At 72.8% G+C, this 16,998-nt stretch carries 18 protein-coding genes; 8 read left to right on the top strand and 10 right to left on the bottom strand.

Annotated elements, in window-relative coordinates; translation table 11 throughout:
- Window positions 1–18: 18 nt before the first annotated feature.
- Both ACQP10_RS06860 and ACQP10_RS06865 read left to right on the top strand, forming a co-directional pair.
- The gene (locus ACQP10_RS06860; RefSeq protein ID WP_179819376.1) at window positions 19–765 is read left to right on the top strand and encodes an SDR family NAD(P)-dependent oxidoreductase; all 747 of its coding nucleotides are present in this window, start codon (window positions 19–21) and stop codon (window positions 763–765) included.
- Window positions 766–860: 95 nt separating this feature from the next.
- Window positions 861–1,976, top strand: a complete 1,116-nt coding sequence (locus ACQP10_RS06865) for an NAD(P)H-dependent flavin oxidoreductase (RefSeq protein ID WP_346021951.1) — start codon at window positions 861–863, stop codon at window positions 1,974–1,976.
- 145 nt (window positions 1,977–2,121) lie between these two features.
- On the opposite strand, the gene ACQP10_RS06870 is transcribed toward ACQP10_RS06865, so the two are convergent.
- The 5 genes from ACQP10_RS06870 to ACQP10_RS06890 form a co-directional block, all read right to left on the bottom strand.
- Window positions 2,122–3,219 (bottom strand): NlpC/P60 family protein, encoded by a 1,098-nt coding sequence (locus tag ACQP10_RS06870; RefSeq protein WP_346021952.1) that lies wholly within the window; start codon window positions 3,217–3,219, stop codon window positions 2,122–2,124.
- Complete coding sequence (locus ACQP10_RS06875; protein WP_346021953.1) at window positions 3,216–3,521, bottom strand: hypothetical protein; 306 nt, start codon at window positions 3,519–3,521, stop codon at window positions 3,216–3,218. The genes ACQP10_RS06870 and ACQP10_RS06875 overlap by 4 nt, the downstream gene beginning before the upstream one ends.
- Before the next feature lie 211 nt (window positions 3,522–3,732).
- A complete protein-coding gene (locus ACQP10_RS06880) occupies window positions 3,733–4,137 on the bottom strand; it encodes a hypothetical protein (RefSeq protein ID WP_433541070.1) in 405 nt (134 codons plus the stop codon).
- A 12-nt stretch (window positions 4,138–4,149) separates the two neighbouring features.
- A complete protein-coding gene (locus ACQP10_RS06885; protein ID WP_179819371.1) occupies window positions 4,150–4,377 on the bottom strand; it encodes a hypothetical protein in 228 nt (75 codons plus the stop codon).
- Between the two features lie 96 nt (window positions 4,378–4,473).
- Window positions 4,474–5,289, bottom strand: a complete 816-nt coding sequence (locus ACQP10_RS06890; RefSeq protein ID WP_346021955.1) for a crotonase/enoyl-CoA hydratase family protein — start codon at window positions 5,287–5,289, stop codon at window positions 4,474–4,476.
- Between the two features lie 178 nt (window positions 5,290–5,467).
- Here ACQP10_RS06890 and ACQP10_RS06895 point away from each other — a divergent pair, with 178 nt between their 5' ends.
- The 6 genes from ACQP10_RS06895 to ACQP10_RS06920 all read left to right on the top strand — a co-directional run bounded on the left by ACQP10_RS06895 (window position 5,468) and on the right by ACQP10_RS06920 (window position 13,403).
- Entirely contained in the window at window positions 5,468–7,018 is a 1,551-nt protein-coding gene (locus tag ACQP10_RS06895; RefSeq protein ID WP_346021956.1) for an acyl-CoA synthetase, read from the top strand.
- Window positions 7,019–7,051: 33 nt separating this feature from the next.
- Window positions 7,052–7,939, top strand: a complete 888-nt coding sequence (locus tag ACQP10_RS06900; RefSeq protein ID WP_346021957.1) for a Zn-ribbon domain-containing OB-fold protein — start codon at window positions 7,052–7,054, stop codon at window positions 7,937–7,939.
- Window positions 7,940–8,042: 103 nt separating this feature from the next.
- Window positions 8,043–9,068, top strand: coding sequence for a lipid-transfer protein (locus tag ACQP10_RS06905; protein WP_179819368.1), 1,026 nt, complete (start codon window positions 8,043–8,045; stop codon window positions 9,066–9,068).
- Window positions 9,065–10,213 carry a thiolase domain-containing protein gene (locus tag ACQP10_RS06910; protein WP_179819367.1) on the top strand — a complete coding sequence of 383 codons (1,149 nt, stop codon included), beginning with the start codon at window positions 9,065–9,067 and terminating at the stop codon, window positions 10,211–10,213. Before ACQP10_RS06905 ends, ACQP10_RS06910 begins: the two co-directional genes overlap by 4 nt.
- 18 nt (window positions 10,214–10,231) lie before the next feature.
- Complete coding sequence (locus ACQP10_RS06915; RefSeq protein WP_433541071.1) at window positions 10,232–11,821, top strand: acyl-CoA synthetase; 1,590 nt, start codon at window positions 10,232–10,234, stop codon at window positions 11,819–11,821.
- Window positions 11,822–11,933: 112 nt separating this feature from the next.
- Window positions 11,934–13,403 carry an aldehyde dehydrogenase (NADP(+)) gene (locus tag ACQP10_RS06920; RefSeq protein WP_433541072.1) on the top strand — a complete coding sequence of 490 codons (1,470 nt, stop codon included), beginning with the start codon at window positions 11,934–11,936 and terminating at the stop codon, window positions 13,401–13,403.
- A 65-nt stretch (window positions 13,404–13,468) separates the two neighbouring features.
- Here ACQP10_RS06920 and ACQP10_RS06925 read toward each other — a convergent pair whose 3' ends face one another.
- From ACQP10_RS06925 to ACQP10_RS06945, 5 genes are all read right to left on the bottom strand, one after another.
- On the bottom strand, window positions 13,469–13,633 hold the full coding sequence (locus ACQP10_RS06925) for a hypothetical protein (RefSeq protein WP_346021961.1): 165 nt from the start codon (window positions 13,631–13,633) through the stop codon (window positions 13,469–13,471).
- Between the two features lie 196 nt (window positions 13,634–13,829).
- Entirely contained in the window at window positions 13,830–14,546 is a 717-nt protein-coding gene (locus ACQP10_RS06930) for a recombinase family protein (protein ID WP_433541073.1), read from the bottom strand.
- Window positions 14,440–14,919, bottom strand: coding sequence for a hypothetical protein (locus ACQP10_RS06935; RefSeq protein WP_346021963.1), 480 nt, complete (start codon window positions 14,917–14,919; stop codon window positions 14,440–14,442). The genes ACQP10_RS06930 and ACQP10_RS06935 overlap by 107 nt, the downstream gene beginning before the upstream one ends.
- Entirely contained in the window at window positions 14,916–16,316 is a 1,401-nt protein-coding gene (locus tag ACQP10_RS06940; protein ID WP_346021964.1) for a HAMP domain-containing sensor histidine kinase, read from the bottom strand. Before ACQP10_RS06940 ends, ACQP10_RS06935 begins: the two co-directional genes overlap by 4 nt.
- Entirely contained in the window at window positions 16,313–16,987 is a 675-nt protein-coding gene (locus ACQP10_RS06945) for a response regulator transcription factor (RefSeq protein ID WP_346021965.1), read from the bottom strand. Before ACQP10_RS06945 ends, ACQP10_RS06940 begins: the two co-directional genes overlap by 4 nt.
- Window positions 16,988–16,998: the final 11 nt, after the last annotated feature.

Below are 16,998 nucleotides of genomic sequence, written 5' to 3' on the forward strand. Positions count from 1 at the left end.
GAGAAGGAGGCTCATCCCGTGAGGAACGCGCTGGGGTCGGTGGACACCGTGCTGCTGCTCGGCGGGCGCAGCGAGATCGGGCTGGCGATCGTCGAGCGGCTGGTCCGCGACGGCGCCCGCCGGGTCGTGCTCGCCGCCCGCGGCGCCGCCGGGGGGACGCCCCCGGTCATCGGGGACGCCGAGGTGCACCTGGTCGACTTCGACGCCGCCCGCCCGGAGACGCACGGCGAGGTGATCGAGACCGCCGCGAAGCTGGTCGGCGACCTCGACGTGGTGATCCCCGCCTTCGGCGTCCTGGGCAGTCAGGCGGCCTACGACGCCGATCCGGTGGCCGCCGCGGAGGCGGTCGCGGTCAACTACGGCGGGCACGTCTCGGCCGGGCTGTCCGCGGCCCGGCGGCTGCGCGAGCAGGGGCACGGCACGCTGGTGGTCCTGTCGTCGGTGGCGGGGGTCCGGGTGCGGCGGGCCAACTTCGTGTACGGCTCGGCCAAGGCGGGCCTGGACGGCTTCGCGCAGGGCCTGGGCGACGCCCTGCACGGCTCCGGAGCCCGGGTGATGGTGGTCCGGCCCGGGTTCGTCGTCGGCCGGATGACCGAGGGCATGTCCCCGGCGCCGATGTCGTCCACCCCGGGCGAGGTGGCCGACGCGGTGATCGCGGGCCTGCGTTCGGGCGCCGAGACGGTGTGGGTCCCCGGGCGGCTGCGGTGGGTGTTCGCGGTGACGCGCCTGCTGCCGCGGGCTATCTGGCGCAGAATGCCGCGATGAAACCTGTTCCTTTCTCATTTCGTGTTCCTTTCAAGGAGGGAATTGCGTAGCTAGAACACGTTGCAGTCATTCGGGGCCGGTCGTACCGTGAGCGCATGCGGACACGCGTCACGGACATGCTCGGCATCGAATTCCCGATCTTCGCGTTCAGCCACTGCAGGGACGTCGTCGCCGCGGTCAGCCGCGCCGGCGGGATGGGCGTGCTCGGCGCCCTCTACTTCACGCCGGAGGAGCTCGAGGTCGAGCTCGCCTGGATCGACGAGCACGCCGGCGGCCGGCCGTACGGGGTCGACGTCGTCATGCCCGCCTCCTACGAGGGGGCCGGCCTCGACGTCGACTCGCCCGAGGATCTGGTGGCGCGGCTGCAGGGGATGATCCCCGAGGGCCACCGCCGTTTCGTCGACGACCTGCTCGCCGCGCACGGCGTGGCCGAGCTGCCCGACTCCGAGGCGGGCGCCGGGAAGGTCCTGCTCGGCTGGACCGACGCCACCGCCCGGCCTCAGGTGGAGGTGGCGCTGCGGCACCCGATCGCGCTGCTGGCCAACGCCCTCGGGCCGCCGCCCGCCGACGTCGTCGAGGCGGCGCACGCGCGCGGAGTACGGGTGGCGGCGCTGGCCTCCACGCCCAGGCACGCGGTCAAGCAGGTCGAGGTGGGCGTGGACATCGTCGTCGCCCAGGGCACCGAGGCCGGCGGGCACACCGGCGACATCTCCACCATGGTGCTGATCCCGCAGGTCGTGGACGCCGTGGACGTGCCCGTACTGGCCGCGGGGGGCATCGGGAACGGCCGTCAGATGGCGGCGGGCATGGCGCTCGGCGCCGAGGGGGTGTGGACCGGCTCCGTCTGGCTGGCCGTCGAGGAGGCCGACACCCCCGAGCCGGCCCGGCGGCGCATCCTCGCGGCGACCTCCCGCGACACCGTGCGCTCGCGCTCGTGGACGGGCAAGCCCGCGCGCCTGCTGCGCAACGAGTGGACCGAGGCGTGGGAGGCCGGGGACTCGCCCGGCACGCTGCCGATGCCGCTGCAGTTCATGCTGGTCTCCGACGCCCTGCGCAGGATCGGCCGATCCGACGCCGCGGAGCTGGCGACCTTCCCCGCGGGGCAAATCATCGGGGCGATGAACCAGGTGCGGTCCGCCAAGGAGGTGGTCTTCACGATGGTCGAGGAGTACATCGAGGCCGTCGAGCGCCTGGGCCGCCTGTCGGGGTGACCAGGCCCCGTTCCGCGGGCCGTCCCGCCCGCCCCGGCCGCCCGGGCGGCCGGGGCCCGCGGAACGGACCGGCGGAACGGACCGGCGGAACGGACCGGCGGAACGGACCGGCGGAACGGACCGGCGGAACGGACCCGCGAACGGGCTAGGTGAAGCGGCGGTAGGTGATGGGCTGCTGGCCCGCCACCTCGCCGACCTTCACCACCGTGCTCGGGTTCGGGGCGTGGATCATCTTGCCGTCGCCGATGTAGATGCCGCAGTGTGTGGCCGGGTTGCCGAAGGTGATCACGTCCCCGGGCTGGAGCGGGAGCGTGGCGGGCTTGCCGCTCACCCGGTAGCCCTCGGCCGTGGTGTCGCCGATCTTCACCCCGGCCTGGTTCAGGGAGTAGTACACGAGCCCGGAGCAGTCGAAGGCGCTGGGGCCGTTGGCGCCCCAGACGTACGGCTTGCCGAGGTGGGTCCGCGCGGCGGACACGATGTCGGCCCCGGTCCCCGAACCCGTCACGTACGGCAGGGCCTGCGCGGTGGCGACCCCGCCCCCGCCGCCTCCGCCACCGCCGCCCGTCCCCCCGGGAGACCAGGGCGCGCCGGTGGCCGTGGTGCCGGGCGGGGCGCCGGTCGCCGAGCTGAGCGAGGTGGTGCGGACGGGGGTACGGTCGGCCGGGATCCACCCGTCGACGCTGCCGTCCTTGGGCGCGAACTCCTGGCCGGCGGGGACGGGGATGCGGCCGAACGTCGAGGAGAGGTTGTCGATATACCCCTTGATCTTGCCGGTGGCGGTGGAGATCGCGGTCTCGGCCCTGGTCACGTGCCCCTGGGCGAGGGTGACGGACTGGCCGACCGCACCGCTGATCTGGTTATCGGTGGCGCGCGGGTTGCCGCGGTGCCAGTCGAGGAGGGCGGAGCAGACCTCGTCGATGCCGCTCTTGGCCGACTGCACGGCGTCGGCGGCGTCGTCGAGGGAGTCGGCGCAGTTGCGGAGCGCGTCGCGCAGCGCGTTGCCCGCCTTGGGATAGGCCCTCATGTACCGCACGAACGCGTCGGCCGAGTCGCCGTGCCAGGCCCCGTACACCTGCCGGCGGATCGCCCCGTCCAGGTCGTCGAACGGCTCGGCGCACTTGGTGGCGGCGTCCCGCCAGCGCTTCGCGACCGCGCGGATCTCCCCGGGGTTCCCGTTCGCCTTGTTCGCCAGTGCGATCAGCCGGTCCCCGCCCAGGCGCCGCACCGCCTCCATGTCGGTCATACGGCGCGCGTGCCCTTCTCATGACCCGGCTCGGTCTTCCGGATGTTCCTCTCGACGTTGTCCAGGGCGCGCTCCACGTCGTCGAGGCGGTTCGTCCCGGCGCGGACGTCGGTCTCCACGTGCTTCTCCACCCGGCCGGCCTGGGCGGCCAGCTCCGCGCCCCCGGACAGCTGACCGAAGAGCGAGGCGCCCACCTCCGCGGGGAAGCCCTCGCGGGCCGCCGACAGCTCGCGTCCCCGCCGGTACGCCAGCCGGCCGAGTTCGAGGAGCGCCTGGCGGCTCCACTCGATGTCCGTCGCCACGATCGGATCCCTTCGCCGTCGTCGTCGCCTTCGCCGGAGGACGCCTCCGTGTGCCGCCTCCGCCCGACAACCGACTGTTCATGAACCATGCGGCCAACATCACCGGAAATGGATCATATAAGAAGAGATCCGATTTTCCCGGTTTCTTCCTGACATGTTCACCGAGCCGTCCGGGACCCGGGCCACACCTGAATCGTCCCGTGCCACGTCGTCAGGGAAGCGGTTCGATCTCCACGGCCGGGGCGACGGCGCGCAGTTCGTCGCCCCGGTCGGTGACGACGCGCCAGCCGTATCGGATGCCGCACCATGCGACGTGCGCGAGAGGGACGTCGGAGGTGTCGAAGTCGCCGATCTCGTGGGCCTTCTCGCGGTCGTCGAGAAAGTCGAGGTCCACCGTGGGAGAGCTGGTGAGAAGCATGAGCTGCCAGCGCAGGTCGTGCGGAACGGCGGCGAGGGCCTCCGTGTAGGCGCTCACCGGGATGAGGAGGGTGACGGTGCCGGAGCGCAACGCGGTGGCGATGAGGGCACGGGCGTAGACGTGCTTTCCCGTCGCCGCGGACGTCAGGGCGGAAGTGTCGAGAATGCGACCCGAACCGGTCGGTGGGAACGAACTCACCGGTAGATGGTGTCAGGAGGCGGCGCGATTCCGGTTCAGTTTGAGGGAATCGGCGGCCCGGTCCAGCTCGGCCTGCGGCAACGGACCCCAGGCGTCCGCGAGACGGCCCAGGACGGTCAACCGGGCGGCGCGTTCGTCCACGGACCGTTTGACGGCCGCCTGCATGGAGATGCCCTCCGCCTCGGCCATGCTTCGCAGGCGGCGGGTCTCGTCGTCGTCGAACCGGATGGTCATCGCCATGTCCCCACGTTAACCGACGGGTGATACCGTCGGCCAGCCATTCCGGTATCACCGGCGAACGCCGTGCCGCCGGTGAGCGCCGGGACGCGACGGCGCTCAGCGGCCGTGGTAGACGGCGGGGCGCTTCTCGCGGAAGGCGCGGGCCCCCTCCTTGGCGTCCTCGGAGCCGATCACCGGCCAGCCGATGGCGTCGGCGACCGCCAGCGCCTCGGCCTCGGGCAGGCCCAGGGTCTCGCGGTGGGTGCGCAGGATGGCCTGTACGGCCAGCGGTCCGCACTCGGCGATCCGGCCGGCGATCTCCAGGGCCTCCTCCAGCGCCCGGCCGTCCGGGACGACCCGGTTGACCAGCCCCATCTCCAGGGCCTCCCGCGCGGTGACGGACCGGCCGGTCAGCAGCAGGTCCATGGCGAAGGCGTAGGGGATCTGGCGCGGCAGCCGTACGGCCGAGCCGCCCATCGGGAACAGCGCGCGGCGGGCCTCGAACAGGCCGAGGACGGCCGACTCGGCGGCCACCCGCAGGTCGGTGCCGACGAGCAGCTCGGTGCCGCCGGCCACGGCGTACCCCTCGACCGCGCAGACGACCGGCTTCGCCGGCAGGGCGCCGGGGTCGCGCAGCAGGCCCTTCCAGTGGACGTCGGGGATCCGCGCGGCCCGCTCCCGCACCCGGGGGTCCTCCGAGGGGGCGCCCATGGCCTTGAGGTCGGCGCCCGCGCAGAACGTCCCGCCCGCGCCGGTCAGCACGGCGACGCGGACGTCCGGCTCGGCCGAGACGTAGGCCCAGGCGTCGGCCAGGCCGACCAGCATGTCCGTCGACAGGGCGTTGCGGGCCTCCGGCCGGTCCATGGTCACCACGACGACGTGCCCGTCGCGCTCGATCCGGCAGTGCGGCGTGCTGATCGGCAGAAGTTCCACGAGGCCTCCGGTCTGCTGTCAAGCGCTTGCTCGGTCCTCCCGGGCGGGTTACCCTGCCCATGCATATGAGAACAGATTCTCGTTCCATCTTCCCCGTATCACCAGAGGTTTCATCGATAACGAGAACGTGATTCACTTTGGCGGTCCGGGCCTTTCTCATTCTCGGGAAGGATCTGCGATGGGCACGCTCGGCTTCTGGAGGCTGGCGCAGGCCGATCCGGACTGGATCGCGGCCGTGGACCCCGACGGCACCCCGCACCGCGCCGGCGACCTGCTCGCCCGCGCCGACCGGCTCGTGCACGCGCTGCGGGCCCTGGGGATGGAGACCGGGGACGGACTGTGCGGCCTGGTGCCCAACGGCTCCGACGGGCTCGTGCTCTACCTCGCGGCGCTGCAGGCCGGGTGGTACTACACGCCGGTCAACTGGCACCTCACCGGCCCGGAGATCGGCCACATCGTCGCCGACAGCGAGGCCCGCGCGTTCTTCGTCCACGAGCGCTTCGCCGCCGAGGGAACGCGCGGGGCCGCCGCGTCGGGGATCGACCCGTCCCGGGTCTTCGCCCTGGGGGACGTGCCGGGCGCGCGCCCGGTCGCCGACCTGGTCGCCGGGCATCCCGCCACCGCCCCGGCCGGCCGTACGGCGGGCGCCACCATGCACTACACCTCCGGCACCACCGGCAGGCCCAAGGGCGTCCGCCGGCCGCTGAGCGGCCTGGACCCCGACGACGCGGCCGAGCTGATGACGTTCCTGCTCGCGATGTTCGGCATGACCCCGGCCGGCGGGAACGTCCACCTGGTCACCTCGCCGGGCTACCACACCGCGGTCACCCAGTTCGGCGGCTCGGCCCTGCACATGGGCCACACGCTCGTCTTCATGGACCACTGGGACGCCGAGGAGATGCTCCGGCTCTGCGAGCGGCACCGGGTGACCAGCTCGCACATGGTCCCCACCCACTTCAAGCGCCTGCTCGCGCTGCCGGAGGAGGTCAGGGGCGCCTACGACCTGACGTCGCTGCGGTGGATGATCCACGCCGCCGCACCCTGCCCGGTACCGGTCAAGCGGGCGATGCTCGACTGGTGGGGCGACTGCGTCTACGAGTACTACGCGGCCACCGAGGGCGGCGGCACGATCGCGACCCCGGAGGACTGGAAGAAACACCCCGGCACCGTCGGACGGCCCTGGCCGATCAGCGAGCTGCTCATCGTGGACGACGAGCTGCGGCCCGTCCCGCCCGGCACCCCCGGCACGGTCTACATGAAGATGACCGGCGCGACCTTCGAGTACAAGGGCGACCGGGCCAAGACCGAGGCCGGCCGCCTCGACGACTTCTTCACCGTCGGCGACATCGGCTATCTCGACGGGGACGGCTTCCTGTTCCTCTGCGACCGGAAGGCGGACGTGATCATCTCCGGCGGGGCCAACATCTACCCCGCCGAGATCGAGAACGAGCTGATGGTGCACCCCAAGGTCGCCGACGTGGCCGTGTTCGGCGTCCCCGACGAGGAATGGGGCGAGCAGATCAAGGCCGTGGTCGAGCCCGCGGCCGGCGTCGAGCCCTCGCCCGAGCTGGCCGCCGAGCTCGTCGAGTCACTCCGGGGCCGGCTGTCCACCATGAAGTGGCCGAGGTCGGTGGACTTCGTCGCGGAGATGCCGCGCGAGCCCAACGGCAAGCTCCTCAAACGCAGGCTGCGGGACCCGTACTGGGAGGGGCACGACCGTGCGATCTGAACGAACCGCGCGGCCCCGGAAGGGGAGGCGCCGGTGACCCAGCGGACGCGGCACGTGCTGGAGTTCCCCGGCGGCTACACCCGGACGACCGGGCCGGTGATCGGCCGGTTCCTCACCGAGCTGCGCGACCGTCGCCTCGTCGGGGTCCGCACCGCGACGGGCCGGACGCTGGTGCCGCCTCTGGAGTACGACCCGGACACCGGGGACGCCGTCACCGGCGAGTTCGTCGAGGTCGGCCCGGCCGGGACGGTCGAGAGCTGGTCGTGGGCGGGCTCCCCGCGTGCCGGTCACCCGCTGGACCGGCCGTTCGCCTGGGCCCTGATCCGCCTGGACGGCGCCGACACCTCCCTGCTGCACGCGGTGGACGCGGGCGACGTCCGGGCCATGCGCCCCGGCCTGCGGGTCCGGCCCCGCTGGCGGGCCGAGCGCACCGGCCACGTCACCGACATCGAGTGCTTCGTCCCGGAGGTCACGGCGATGACCGCCCCGGTGCGGGTGGAGTACACCGTCACGCCGGGGCTGGCGCTCGCCCGCTTCCTTTCGGGGATCGCCCGGGGCGTCTTCCTCGGCAGCCGCTGCGGCTCCTGCGGCAAGGTGTACGTGCCCTACCGGCTGTCCTGCCCCGAGTGCGGCGTCGCCGTCACCGAGGAGGTCGAACTGCCAGACACCGGCACGGTCACCACCTTCGCGATCAACAACCTCCCGGACCCGCGCGCCCCCGAGGTGCCGTTCGTGTCGGCCTACGTCCTCCTCGACGGCGCCGACATCCCCATGATCGTCCTGATCGGCGGGATCCCGGCCCACGAGGTGCGGGAGGGCATGCGGGTGCGGGCGGTGTGGGCGCCGGAGTCCGGACGCGGGCCGTCCATGGACAGCGTGCGGTGGTTCGCCCCCACCGGCGAGCCGGACGAGGAGGTGTGATGCGCGGGGACCACACGCGGCACGGCGCGGAGTCCGCGGTGCGCGGCGGCGGACACGCGGCGCCGGGGAGCGCGGCGCGCGGCGCCGTACGGGAGGGGGCGTGATGCGCGAGGTCGCGGTGGTGGCGTTCGCGCAGACCCGGCACAGCGCCGTGGACGAGGGGCGCAGCGAGCCGGAGATGATCCTCGGGCCGCTGGAGGAGGTCCGCCGGGCGACGGGACTGCGCCGGTTCGGCTTCACCTGCTCGGGCTCGTGCGACTACCTGGCGGGCGCGCCGTTCTCCTTCGTCTCCGCGCTGGACGCGCTCGGCGCCTGGCCGCCGATCTCCGAGAGCCACGTGGAGATGGACGCCGCCTGGGCGCTGTACGAGGCGTGGGCCAGGTTGCAGCACGGCGACGTCGACTCCGCCCTCGTCTACGGCTTCGGCAAGTCGTCCCAGGGCGACCTGCGGGAGATCATGACGCTCCAGCTCGACCCCTACTACCTGGCCCCGCTCGGCCTCGACCAGGTCTCCCTCGCCGCGCTCCAGGCGTCGGCCGTGGCCGCGGACCGCGCCGAGCTGGACGAGATCGTACGGCGCAGCCGCGCCGCCGGCCGGGCCAACCCTCACGCCCTCGACCTGCCCGACCCCGAGGGGGAGGAGTTCGAGGTCGCGCCGCTGCGGCCGTACGACATCGCCCCGATCACCGACGGCGCCGCCGCGGTGGTGCTGGCCGCCGGCGACCTGGCCCGGGAGCTGTGCGAGCGGCCCGCGTGGATAAAAGGCGTCGCGCACCGCATAGAGCCGCACTACCCGGGCATGAGGGATCTCGCCCGGTCGGCCTCCGCCGCCGAAGCCGCACGTGCGGCGGGGGCCGGCAAGGGTCGGCCCGACGTGGCCGAGCTGCACGCCCAGTTCAGCCACGAGGAGATCGTGCTGCGCCGGGCCCTGGACATCCCCGCCGCCACGGCCGTCAACCCCAGCGGCGGGCCGCTGGCCGCCAACCCCGTCATGGCCACCGGCCTCATCCGCATCGGCGAGGCCGCCCGGCACGTCATGGAGGGAAGGGCCGGCCGCGCCGTCGCGCACGCCGCCGGCGGCCCCTGCCTCCAGCACAACCTCGTCGCCGTGCTGGAGGGCGGAAGATGAACCGTTGCGCGGTGATCGGAGTCGGGCAGACGCGGTACACGACGCGGCGGCGCGACGTGTCCCTCGCCGGACTGGTCCGCGAGGCGGCGCTGCGCGCCCTGGAGGACGCCGGGCTGACCTGGAAGGACATCGACGCCGTCGTCATCGGCAAGGCGCCCGACCTGTTCGAGGGCGTGATGATGCCGGAGGCGTACCTCGCCGACGCGCTCGGCGCGGCGGGCAAGCCGATGATGCGGGTGCACACCGCCGGATCGGTCGGCGGGTCCACCGCGCTGGCCGGGGCCTCGCTCGTCCAGGGCGGCGTGCACGGCCGGGTGCTCACGGTGGCGTTCGAGAAGCAGTCGGAGTCCAACGCCACCTGGGCGCTGTCCACGCACCTGCCGTTCAGCGCCTCGCTGGTGGTCGGCGCGGGCGGCTACTTCGCCCCGCACATCCGCGAGTACATCCGCCGCTCCGGCGCCCCGGACCACGTCGGCACGCTCGTGGCGGTCAAGGACCGGCGCAACGCGCTGCGGAACCCCTACGCCCACCTGCGCATCCCCGGCATCGACCGGGCGATGGTCGAGGCGACGCCGATGCTGTGGGAGCCGATCCGCTACCTGGAGACCTGCCCGTCCTCCGACGGCGCGTGCGCGATGGTGCTGGCCGCCGAGGACCGGCTCACCGGCTCCGTCCCCGCCTGGGTCCTGGGCGCGGCCATGCGGTCCGAGCCGATCTTCCGGGCGGGTCGCGACACCGTGAACCCCCGGGGCGGCCGGGACTGCGCCGCCGACGTGTACCGGCAGGCGGGCATCACCGACCCGCGCCGGGAGATCGACGTGGCCGAGGTGTACGTGCCCTTCTCCTGGTACGAGCCGATGTGGCTGGAGAACCTCGGGTTCGCCCCCGAGGGGGAGGGGTGGAAGCTCACCGAGTCCGGCGCCACCGCCCTGGACGGCGACATCCCGTGGAACGCCTCCGGCGGGGTGTTGTCGAGCAACCCCATCGGCGCGTCCGGGATGATCCGGTTCGCCGAGGCGGCGCTCCAGGTCAGGGGAATGGCGGGCGAGCACCAGGTGGACGGCGCTCGCCGGGCCCTCGGGCACGCCTACGGCGGAGGCGCCCAGTTCTTCGCGATGTGGATGGTCGGCAGCGACAGACCCTGACCCCTCCGGGAGGACCGAATGGAGTTCAACCACGCGGATCTGTTCGAGGGCCTCGCGGACGCGATCGGGGACCGGGTCGCCGTCGTCTGCGGCGACGACCGGATGACCTACGCCGGGTTGGACGCCGAGGCCAACCGGCTGGCCCATCACCTCCGGGAGGCGGGCGTGCGGGCCGGGCAGCACGTCGGCATCCAGCTCCGCAACGGGATCGAGTACGTCGTGGGCCTGCTGGCCGCGCTGAAGATCCGGGCCGTGCCGGTCAACGTCAACCACCGCTACGTCGAGGAGGAGCTGCTGCACCTCTACCGCGACTCCGACATCGTGGCCCTGCTGTTCGACGCGGAGTTCGACGGGCGGGTGTCGGCCGTGGCGCCGCGGGCCGAGCGGCTCGGGCACCTGATCGTGGCGGGCGGCCCGTCCTCGCTCGGGGCGGCGGTGCCGTACGAGGCGGCGCTGGCCGGGCGGCCGGCCACCCGCGGCTTCCCCGAGCGGTCGGGCGACGACGTCTACATCATCTACACCGGCGGCACCACCGGCATGCCCAAGGGCGTGATGTGGCGGTGCGAGGACCTGTTCTTCGCCTTCGGCGGCGGCAACCCGTACGGCGAGCCGCGCGCCACACCGCGCGCGGTCGTCGAGGCGGCCGTGGAGTCCCAGCCGTTCAGCATGATGACGGCGGCCCCGCTGATGCACGGCGCGGCCCAGATGGCCACCTTCATCACCTGGTGGCTGGGCGGCACCATGGTCTACGTCCGCCGGTTCGACCCGGCCGAGGTGCTGCGGGCCATCGACCGGGAACGCGTCGTGTCGATCAACATCACCGGCGACGCGATGGCCCGTCCGCTGGCCGAGGAGATCGCCAGGGGCGGTCACGACCTGTCGTCGCTGTTCGGGGTCAGCTCCACCGGCGCCATCCTGAGCGGGGCCGTCCGCGACTGGCTGGCCGAGCTGCTGCCGGACCGGATGATCATTGAAAGCTTCGGCTCCAGCGAGTCCGGCTACACCGCCTCCGCCGTACCCGGCTCCTCGCCGGAGTCGGGGCAGCGGTTCCGCGCCAACGACGGCTCCGGTCTGGCGGTGCTCGACGAGAGGCTGGAGCCGGTCGAACCCGGGTCGGGCAGGCTCGGCACGGTCGCCAAGAGCGGCCGGATCGCGTTCGGCTACTACCGCGACGAGGACAAGACGCGGCGCACCTTCGTCACCGACCGGGCGGGCACCCGCTGGCTGCTCACCGGCGACATCGCCACGGTCGAGGAGGACGGCACCATGACGATCTTCGGCCGGGGGTCGGCGTGCATCAACACCGGCGGCGAGAAGGTCTTCCCGGAGGAGGTCGAGGCGGTCCTCAAGGGCCACCCGGAGGTCTTCGACGCGGTGGTCGCCGGGGTCCCCGACGAGCGGTGGGGCGAGCGGGTCGCCGCCGTGGTCGAGCCGCGGCCGGGCGCGGCCCCGTCGGCCGAGGCGCTGACCGCGCACTGCCGTACCCGGCTCTCCGGCTACAAGGTGCCGCGCATCTTCGCCTTCGTCGAGAAGATGGTCCGTTCCCCGGCCGGCAAGGCCGACTACCGCTGGGCCCGCGAGACCGCCCGATCCGCCGCGCCGTCATGAGCACAACCCTCTGTAAAATATTACCCCCTGTTGGGGAAAGCGCTTACCGTAAGAAGGTGGTTCTCGCGTGCCCCCGCGGGGGCGCTTCACGGTGATGAAAGGTTGCTCCGCGTTGATCCACTCATATGACCCCCGGACCGGTGAGTCCTTCGGCGATCCCTTCCCCCTCACCTCCGATGAGGAGGTGGACGCCGCCGTCCGTGCCGCGCACGCCGCCGCCCCCGCCTGGCGGGCCGCCGACCGGGCCGCGGCGCTCGAAGCGGTCGCCGACGCGCTGGAGGCGAACATCGAGGAGCTGTGGCGGGCCGCCGACGCGGAGACAGCGCTCGGCGAGGTACGGCTGCGCGGCGAGGTCGGCCGGGCCGCCGGGCAGTTCCGGCTCTTCGCCCGGGTCCTGCGCGACGGCGCCCACGTCGAGGCGGTGATCGACCACGCCAGGGCCGAGCCGCCCACCCCCGACCTGCGCCGCATGAACCACCCGCTGCCCGGCGTGGTCGGCGTGTTCGCGGCGAGCAACTTCCCCTTCGCGTTCTCGGTCGCCGGCGGCGACACCGCCTCGGCCCTGGCCGCCGGCTGCCCGGTGGTGGTCAAGGCACACGACGGGCACCCCCGCACCTCCGAACTGTCCCACCGGATCATCCAGGGTGCCCTGCCCGACCCCGCGCTCCTCGGCCTGGTCCGGGGGCTGGACGCCGGCAAGGCCCTGGCGCGGCACCCCGAAGTGGTGGCGGTCGGTTTCACCGGGTCCATCCCCGGCGGCAAGGCCATCCAGGCGCTCATCGACGAGCGGCCCGACCCGATCCCGTTCTACGGCGAGCTGGGCAGCGTCAACCCGGTGGTCGTCCTGCCCTCCGCCCTGTCCCCGGACCACCGCAAGGGCCTCGCGGCGGGGTTCGCCGCCTCGCTCACCCTCGGTGTCGGCCAGTTCTGCACCAACCCGGGCCTGGTGTTCGTGCCCGACGACGCCGAGCTGCTGAAGTCCGTCGCCGAGGCGGTCGCCGCCACCGCCGGAGGGCCGATGCTGACCGAGCGGATGCGGGGCGGGTTCCTGCACGGGCTGGAGCGGCTGGGCGCGCTGACCCCGCTCGCCCAGGGACGGCCCGGCGAGGGCGCGTTCGCGGTGACGCCCCAGGTGTTCACCACCGACCTGGCGACGTTCGCCGAGGCCCTGCCCGGCATCGCCGAGGAGTGCTTCGGCCCGGCCGCGATCGTGGTCACCTACGCCGACCCCGCCGAGCTGCCCGCCGTACTGGAGCGGTTGGACGGGGCGCTCACCGCCACCGTCCACGCGGACGACCCGGCGGAGGCCCGCGAGGTCGCCGAGGTGCTGCTCGGGAAGGCCGGGCGGCTGATCTGGAACGGCTGGCCCACCGGGGTCGCGGTGAGCTGGGCGATGCACCACGGCGGCCCCTGGCCCGCCAGCACCGCCCCCGCCCACACCTCGGTCGGCGCCGCCGCGATCAGCCGCTGGCTGACGCCCACCTCCTACCAGGACTGGCCGGCCGAGCTGCTCCCGCCCGAGCTGCGCGACGACAACCCCCTCGGCGTCCCGCGCCGCGTCGACGGCGTCCTGTCCGCCTGACGGCCGGCACGCCCCGAGGCCCCGGCCCGCCGTACGCGGACCGGGGCCCCGGCTCCCTGAGCGGATCAGCGCACGCGGCCCGCGCCCGCGCGCTGCGACACCGACAGCCGGACCGACTCCGCCGGGTCGATCCCGGTGTGCAGGGTCGGGGTCCAGCCCGCGTCGGAGTCGAGGTCGGGGTCGTGGGCGGCGTTGTACGGGGGCAGACCAAGTACGCCGGAAAGGGGCACGCCGCAGGTCAGGGGCCGTGCGGGCAGCTGAGGCGTGAGGGTTTTGGTTCCTGTGCCGGCGGCGGGTTATCTGGATCATGGGCTGGCGCGTCAGGCTCAGAGGCCGGCTCGGGGCGAATGCCGAATGGGCCGGTCCGCCCCCGCTGGAATGCGCCCGGCTGGGCGGCGCCGCCCTTGGCTCGGTAGGGGGTGCGGATCATCGGCTGCCTGTCTCCAGTGCGGTCGATCCCCGGCCGGTGCGCAGTTCATGCAGGTCCGGGATGTGGTTGTAGAGCGTGCCTGGGCTCACTCCGAGCAGCTTGGCGATGGAGGTGATGGAGTGCTCGGGGTTGGGGAGCATGTCGCGGGCGGCGCGCAGGATCTCGGGGGTGACCACGGTGGGGCGTCCGCCGACGCGGCCGCGGGCCCGGGCGGCGGCCAGGCCCTCGCGGGTGCCGGCGACGATGAGTTCGCGGATGAACTCGGCCAGGGCGGCGAAGACGTGGAAGACCAGCCGCCCGCCCGGGGTTGTGGTGTCCAGATGCTCGTGTAGCGAGGTGAAGCCGATTTCGCGGTGGCGTAGTTCGCCGACCATGGTGATCAGGTCGGCCAGGGAGCGGCCGTAGCGGTCCAGGGAGGGTGCCACGAGGGTGTCGCCGGCGGTCAGGAAGGCGTGGCAGGCGGCCAGCTCGGGCCGGTCGGCGTTCTTGCCGGATTTCTTGTCGGCGAAGATGCGCCGGCACCCGGCCGCGTTCAGCGCGTCGATTTGGCGCTCGAGTTTCTGCCCGCCGACCTCGACGCCTACGCGGAGCCGAGGCGGCCTGTGCTCATTGAGTGGACAGGAACTGCGGGCAGCGGTACGGGCCGGCGCTGCGTTTGCCGGTGATGATGGTGACCTGGACACGGTCGGGCCTGCTGCCCTTGAGCACGGCATGCCCTCTGGCCAGGCTGCACACCAGCTGGCCCGTGGCCATCCAGTCGGTCTGCTGGTCGCGGGCCAGCTTGAGCGTGACCGAGTTCTTCGCCGCCGACGTGTGGAAGGAGCCGGAGACGTAGACGAGCGTGGACAGACCGGTGCGCTGCTCGGCGGCGTCGGGACCGGCGAGGAGCAGCTTGACGATGTCGTCGAGGTTGCGCAGTTGGCGGTTGTGCCTGGCCACTCCGCGCAGGCCGGAGTCGGAGACGAAGTAGAGGCGCATGCCGTTGCTGATCCCGGTGGGCGGTTCGCCACCTCGGTGCACGCCAGTGGGCGTGATGCCGCATCCAGTCAGTACGGCCAGGACGGTCAGCAGGGCGAGTCGTCTCATCGTGGTTCCTCGATCGGCAGGCGGACGGTGAAGACAGCGCCGCCTCGGTTGGCGACCGTGATCTCACCTCCGTGGAGCCGGGCGTTCTCCTGGGCGATGGCCAGACCCAGGCCGCTGCCTTCGGAGCGGGTGCGTGCGGCATCCGCCTTGTAGAAGCGCTCGAAGACATGCCTGATCGCCTCGTCGTCCAGGCCAGGGCCTCGGTCGGCCACCTCGATTTCCAACCGGACGCCGTCGGCGCGGAGCCGTACCGACACCGGAGGGACACCGTGCCGCAACGCGTTGCCGACGAGGTTGGCCACGATGACGTCCAGGCGGCGGCGGTCAAGACGGGCCCGGATGCCCGGCGGCAGCTCCAGGTGCAGGTCGCGCCAGCCGCGGGCGGTGAGCGTCGCCTTGATCGCCTCGGCTACGTCGAGGTCGGCGAGGTTGAGTGCGGCTGCGCCGGCGTCGAAGCGAGAGATCTCGATGAGGTCCTCGACGAGCCGGGTGAGCTTGGTGACCTCGGCGCTGACGGTACGGGCCGCGCGGGCGCTGTCGGGTGGAAGGGCTGCGGCGTCCTCGTCGAGCACCTCGGTGACCATGGCCATGGCCGCCAGCGGGGTGCGCAGCTCGTGGGAGACGTCGGCGACGAACCGGCGGGCCCGGGCCTCCTGTTCGCGCACCTCGCCCATGGTCCGCTCCAGCGCCGCCGCCGTCTGGTTGAAGGTGTGGGTCAGGTCGGTGAGCTCGTCCGAGCCGCGCGGTACGGCCCGGCTGTGCAGCGCTCCCTCCGCCAGGTGGCGAGCGGCCCTGCCGAGGTCGCGCACCGGCTGGAGCACCGCGCGGGCGGCGAGCAGCGCCATCAGGATGGCGGCGACGGCGACAATGATCATGCCGTTTCTGGCCGCCTCGAGCAGCAGCGCGGTGTCCACTTCTTCGTCGGACAACGGGACGATGCCGTAGATCTCCAGCCCGGATACCTTGCCCGACGGTTCGAAGGTGACGGGGGCGCCGACGACGAACCATGGCTGCCCGCCGTACTCCACCCGCTGCCAGCTCAGCTCTGAACGGTCGGAGACGGCCGCGCGGAGCGCGGCTGTGATCCGCGCGCGGTCCGCGGCCGCGTCCGAGGCGGCCGTGAGACCGCCGTAACGGGCGATGACCACACCATCTCGTACGGCAGGCGAGACCGACTGCGCGAAGCGGCGTAGCGCGGCCTGGTCGGGAGGAAGGTCGAACTCGCGGGCCAGGGTGGTGACGCGGACTCGGAAGCTTTCCATGACGGCGTCTTGCGTCCGCTGAAGCATGAAATCTCGGGACTGGCGGTAGATCAGCACGGTCGCTGTCACCGAGCTGATCACCGAGACCAGCACGAAGACGACCACCATGCGGGCCCGCAGTCCACCGACCCTCATCGGTCGAACCGGTACCCGAAGCCGCGCACGGTCTGAATGTGACGCGGACTCCCCGGAGTCTCCTCGATCTTGGCGCGCAGCCGCCCCACGGCCGCGTCGACCAGCCGGGAGTCGCCCAGATAGTCGTGATCCCAGACCAGCTCGAGCAGCAGTTCGCGGCTGAAGACCCGGCCGGGCGCGGCCGACAGCTCCAGCAGGAGCCGCAGCTCGGTCGGCGGCAGCGCGATCCTGGTGCCCTTCCTGGTGACGGTGAGTGCGGCCCTGTCGATCACCAGGTCGCCGAAGTCGTCCTGGTCGGCGGGGCTGGTGACCGGCTCCGCCCGCCGTAGCACCGCCCGGATTCTGGCCTCCAGTACCCGCCCGGTCACCGGCTTGACCACATAGTCGTCGGCCCCCGCCTCCAGACCGCCGACCACGTCGAAGTCGTCGCCCCTGGCGGTGAGCATGATGACCGGGATCGGCCCGGCGGCGCGGATGCGGCGGCAGACCTCGAACCCGTCCAGTCCCGGGAGCATGAGGTCCAAGACCACGAGGTCAGGTTTGTCCTTCAGCAGGCCGAGTCCGGCCTCGCCGGTGGCGGCGGCGAGGACGTCGTGGCCGTGGCGGCGCAGGACGAGCTCCATGCTGTCGCGCACCGACGGGTCGTCTTCAATGATCAGTACGTGGGCCATGGCTCTATCGA

It is taken from the genome of Streptosporangium sandarakinum, assembly GCF_050942225.1.
GTDB lineage: Bacteria > Actinomycetota > Actinomycetes > Streptosporangiales > Streptosporangiaceae > Streptosporangium > Streptosporangium nondiastaticum.

Coding starts and splice junctions, on each gene's coding strand:
- ACQP10_RS06865 (WP_346021951.1), top strand. CDS start 861: ATGCGGACACGCGTCACGGACATGCTCGGCATCGAATTCCCGATCTTC.
- ACQP10_RS06870 (WP_346021952.1), bottom strand. CDS start 3,219: ATGACCGACATGGAGGCGGTGCGGCGCCTGGGCGGGGACCGGCTGATC.
- ACQP10_RS06885 (WP_179819371.1), bottom strand. CDS start 4,377: ATGGCGATGACCATCCGGTTCGACGACGACGAGACCCGCCGCCTGCGA.
- ACQP10_RS06895 (WP_346021956.1), top strand. CDS start 5,468: ATGGGCACGCTCGGCTTCTGGAGGCTGGCGCAGGCCGATCCGGACTGG.
- ACQP10_RS06905 (WP_179819368.1), top strand. CDS start 8,043: ATGCGCGAGGTCGCGGTGGTGGCGTTCGCGCAGACCCGGCACAGCGCC.
- ACQP10_RS06910 (WP_179819367.1), top strand. CDS start 9,065: ATGAACCGTTGCGCGGTGATCGGAGTCGGGCAGACGCGGTACACGACG.
- ACQP10_RS06915 (WP_433541071.1), top strand. CDS start 10,232: ATGGAGTTCAACCACGCGGATCTGTTCGAGGGCCTCGCGGACGCGATC.
- ACQP10_RS06930 (WP_433541073.1), bottom strand. CDS start 14,546: ATGCCGTGCTCAAGGGCAGCAGGCCCGACCGTGTCCAGGTCACCATCA.
- ACQP10_RS06935 (WP_346021963.1), bottom strand. CDS start 14,919: ATGAGACGACTCGCCCTGCTGACCGTCCTGGCCGTACTGACTGGATGC.
- ACQP10_RS06940 (WP_346021964.1), bottom strand. CDS start 16,316: ATGAGGGTCGGTGGACTGCGGGCCCGCATGGTGGTCGTCTTCGTGCTG.
- ACQP10_RS06945 (WP_346021965.1), bottom strand. CDS start 16,987: ATGGCCCACGTACTGATCATTGAAGACGACCCGTCGGTGCGCGACAGC.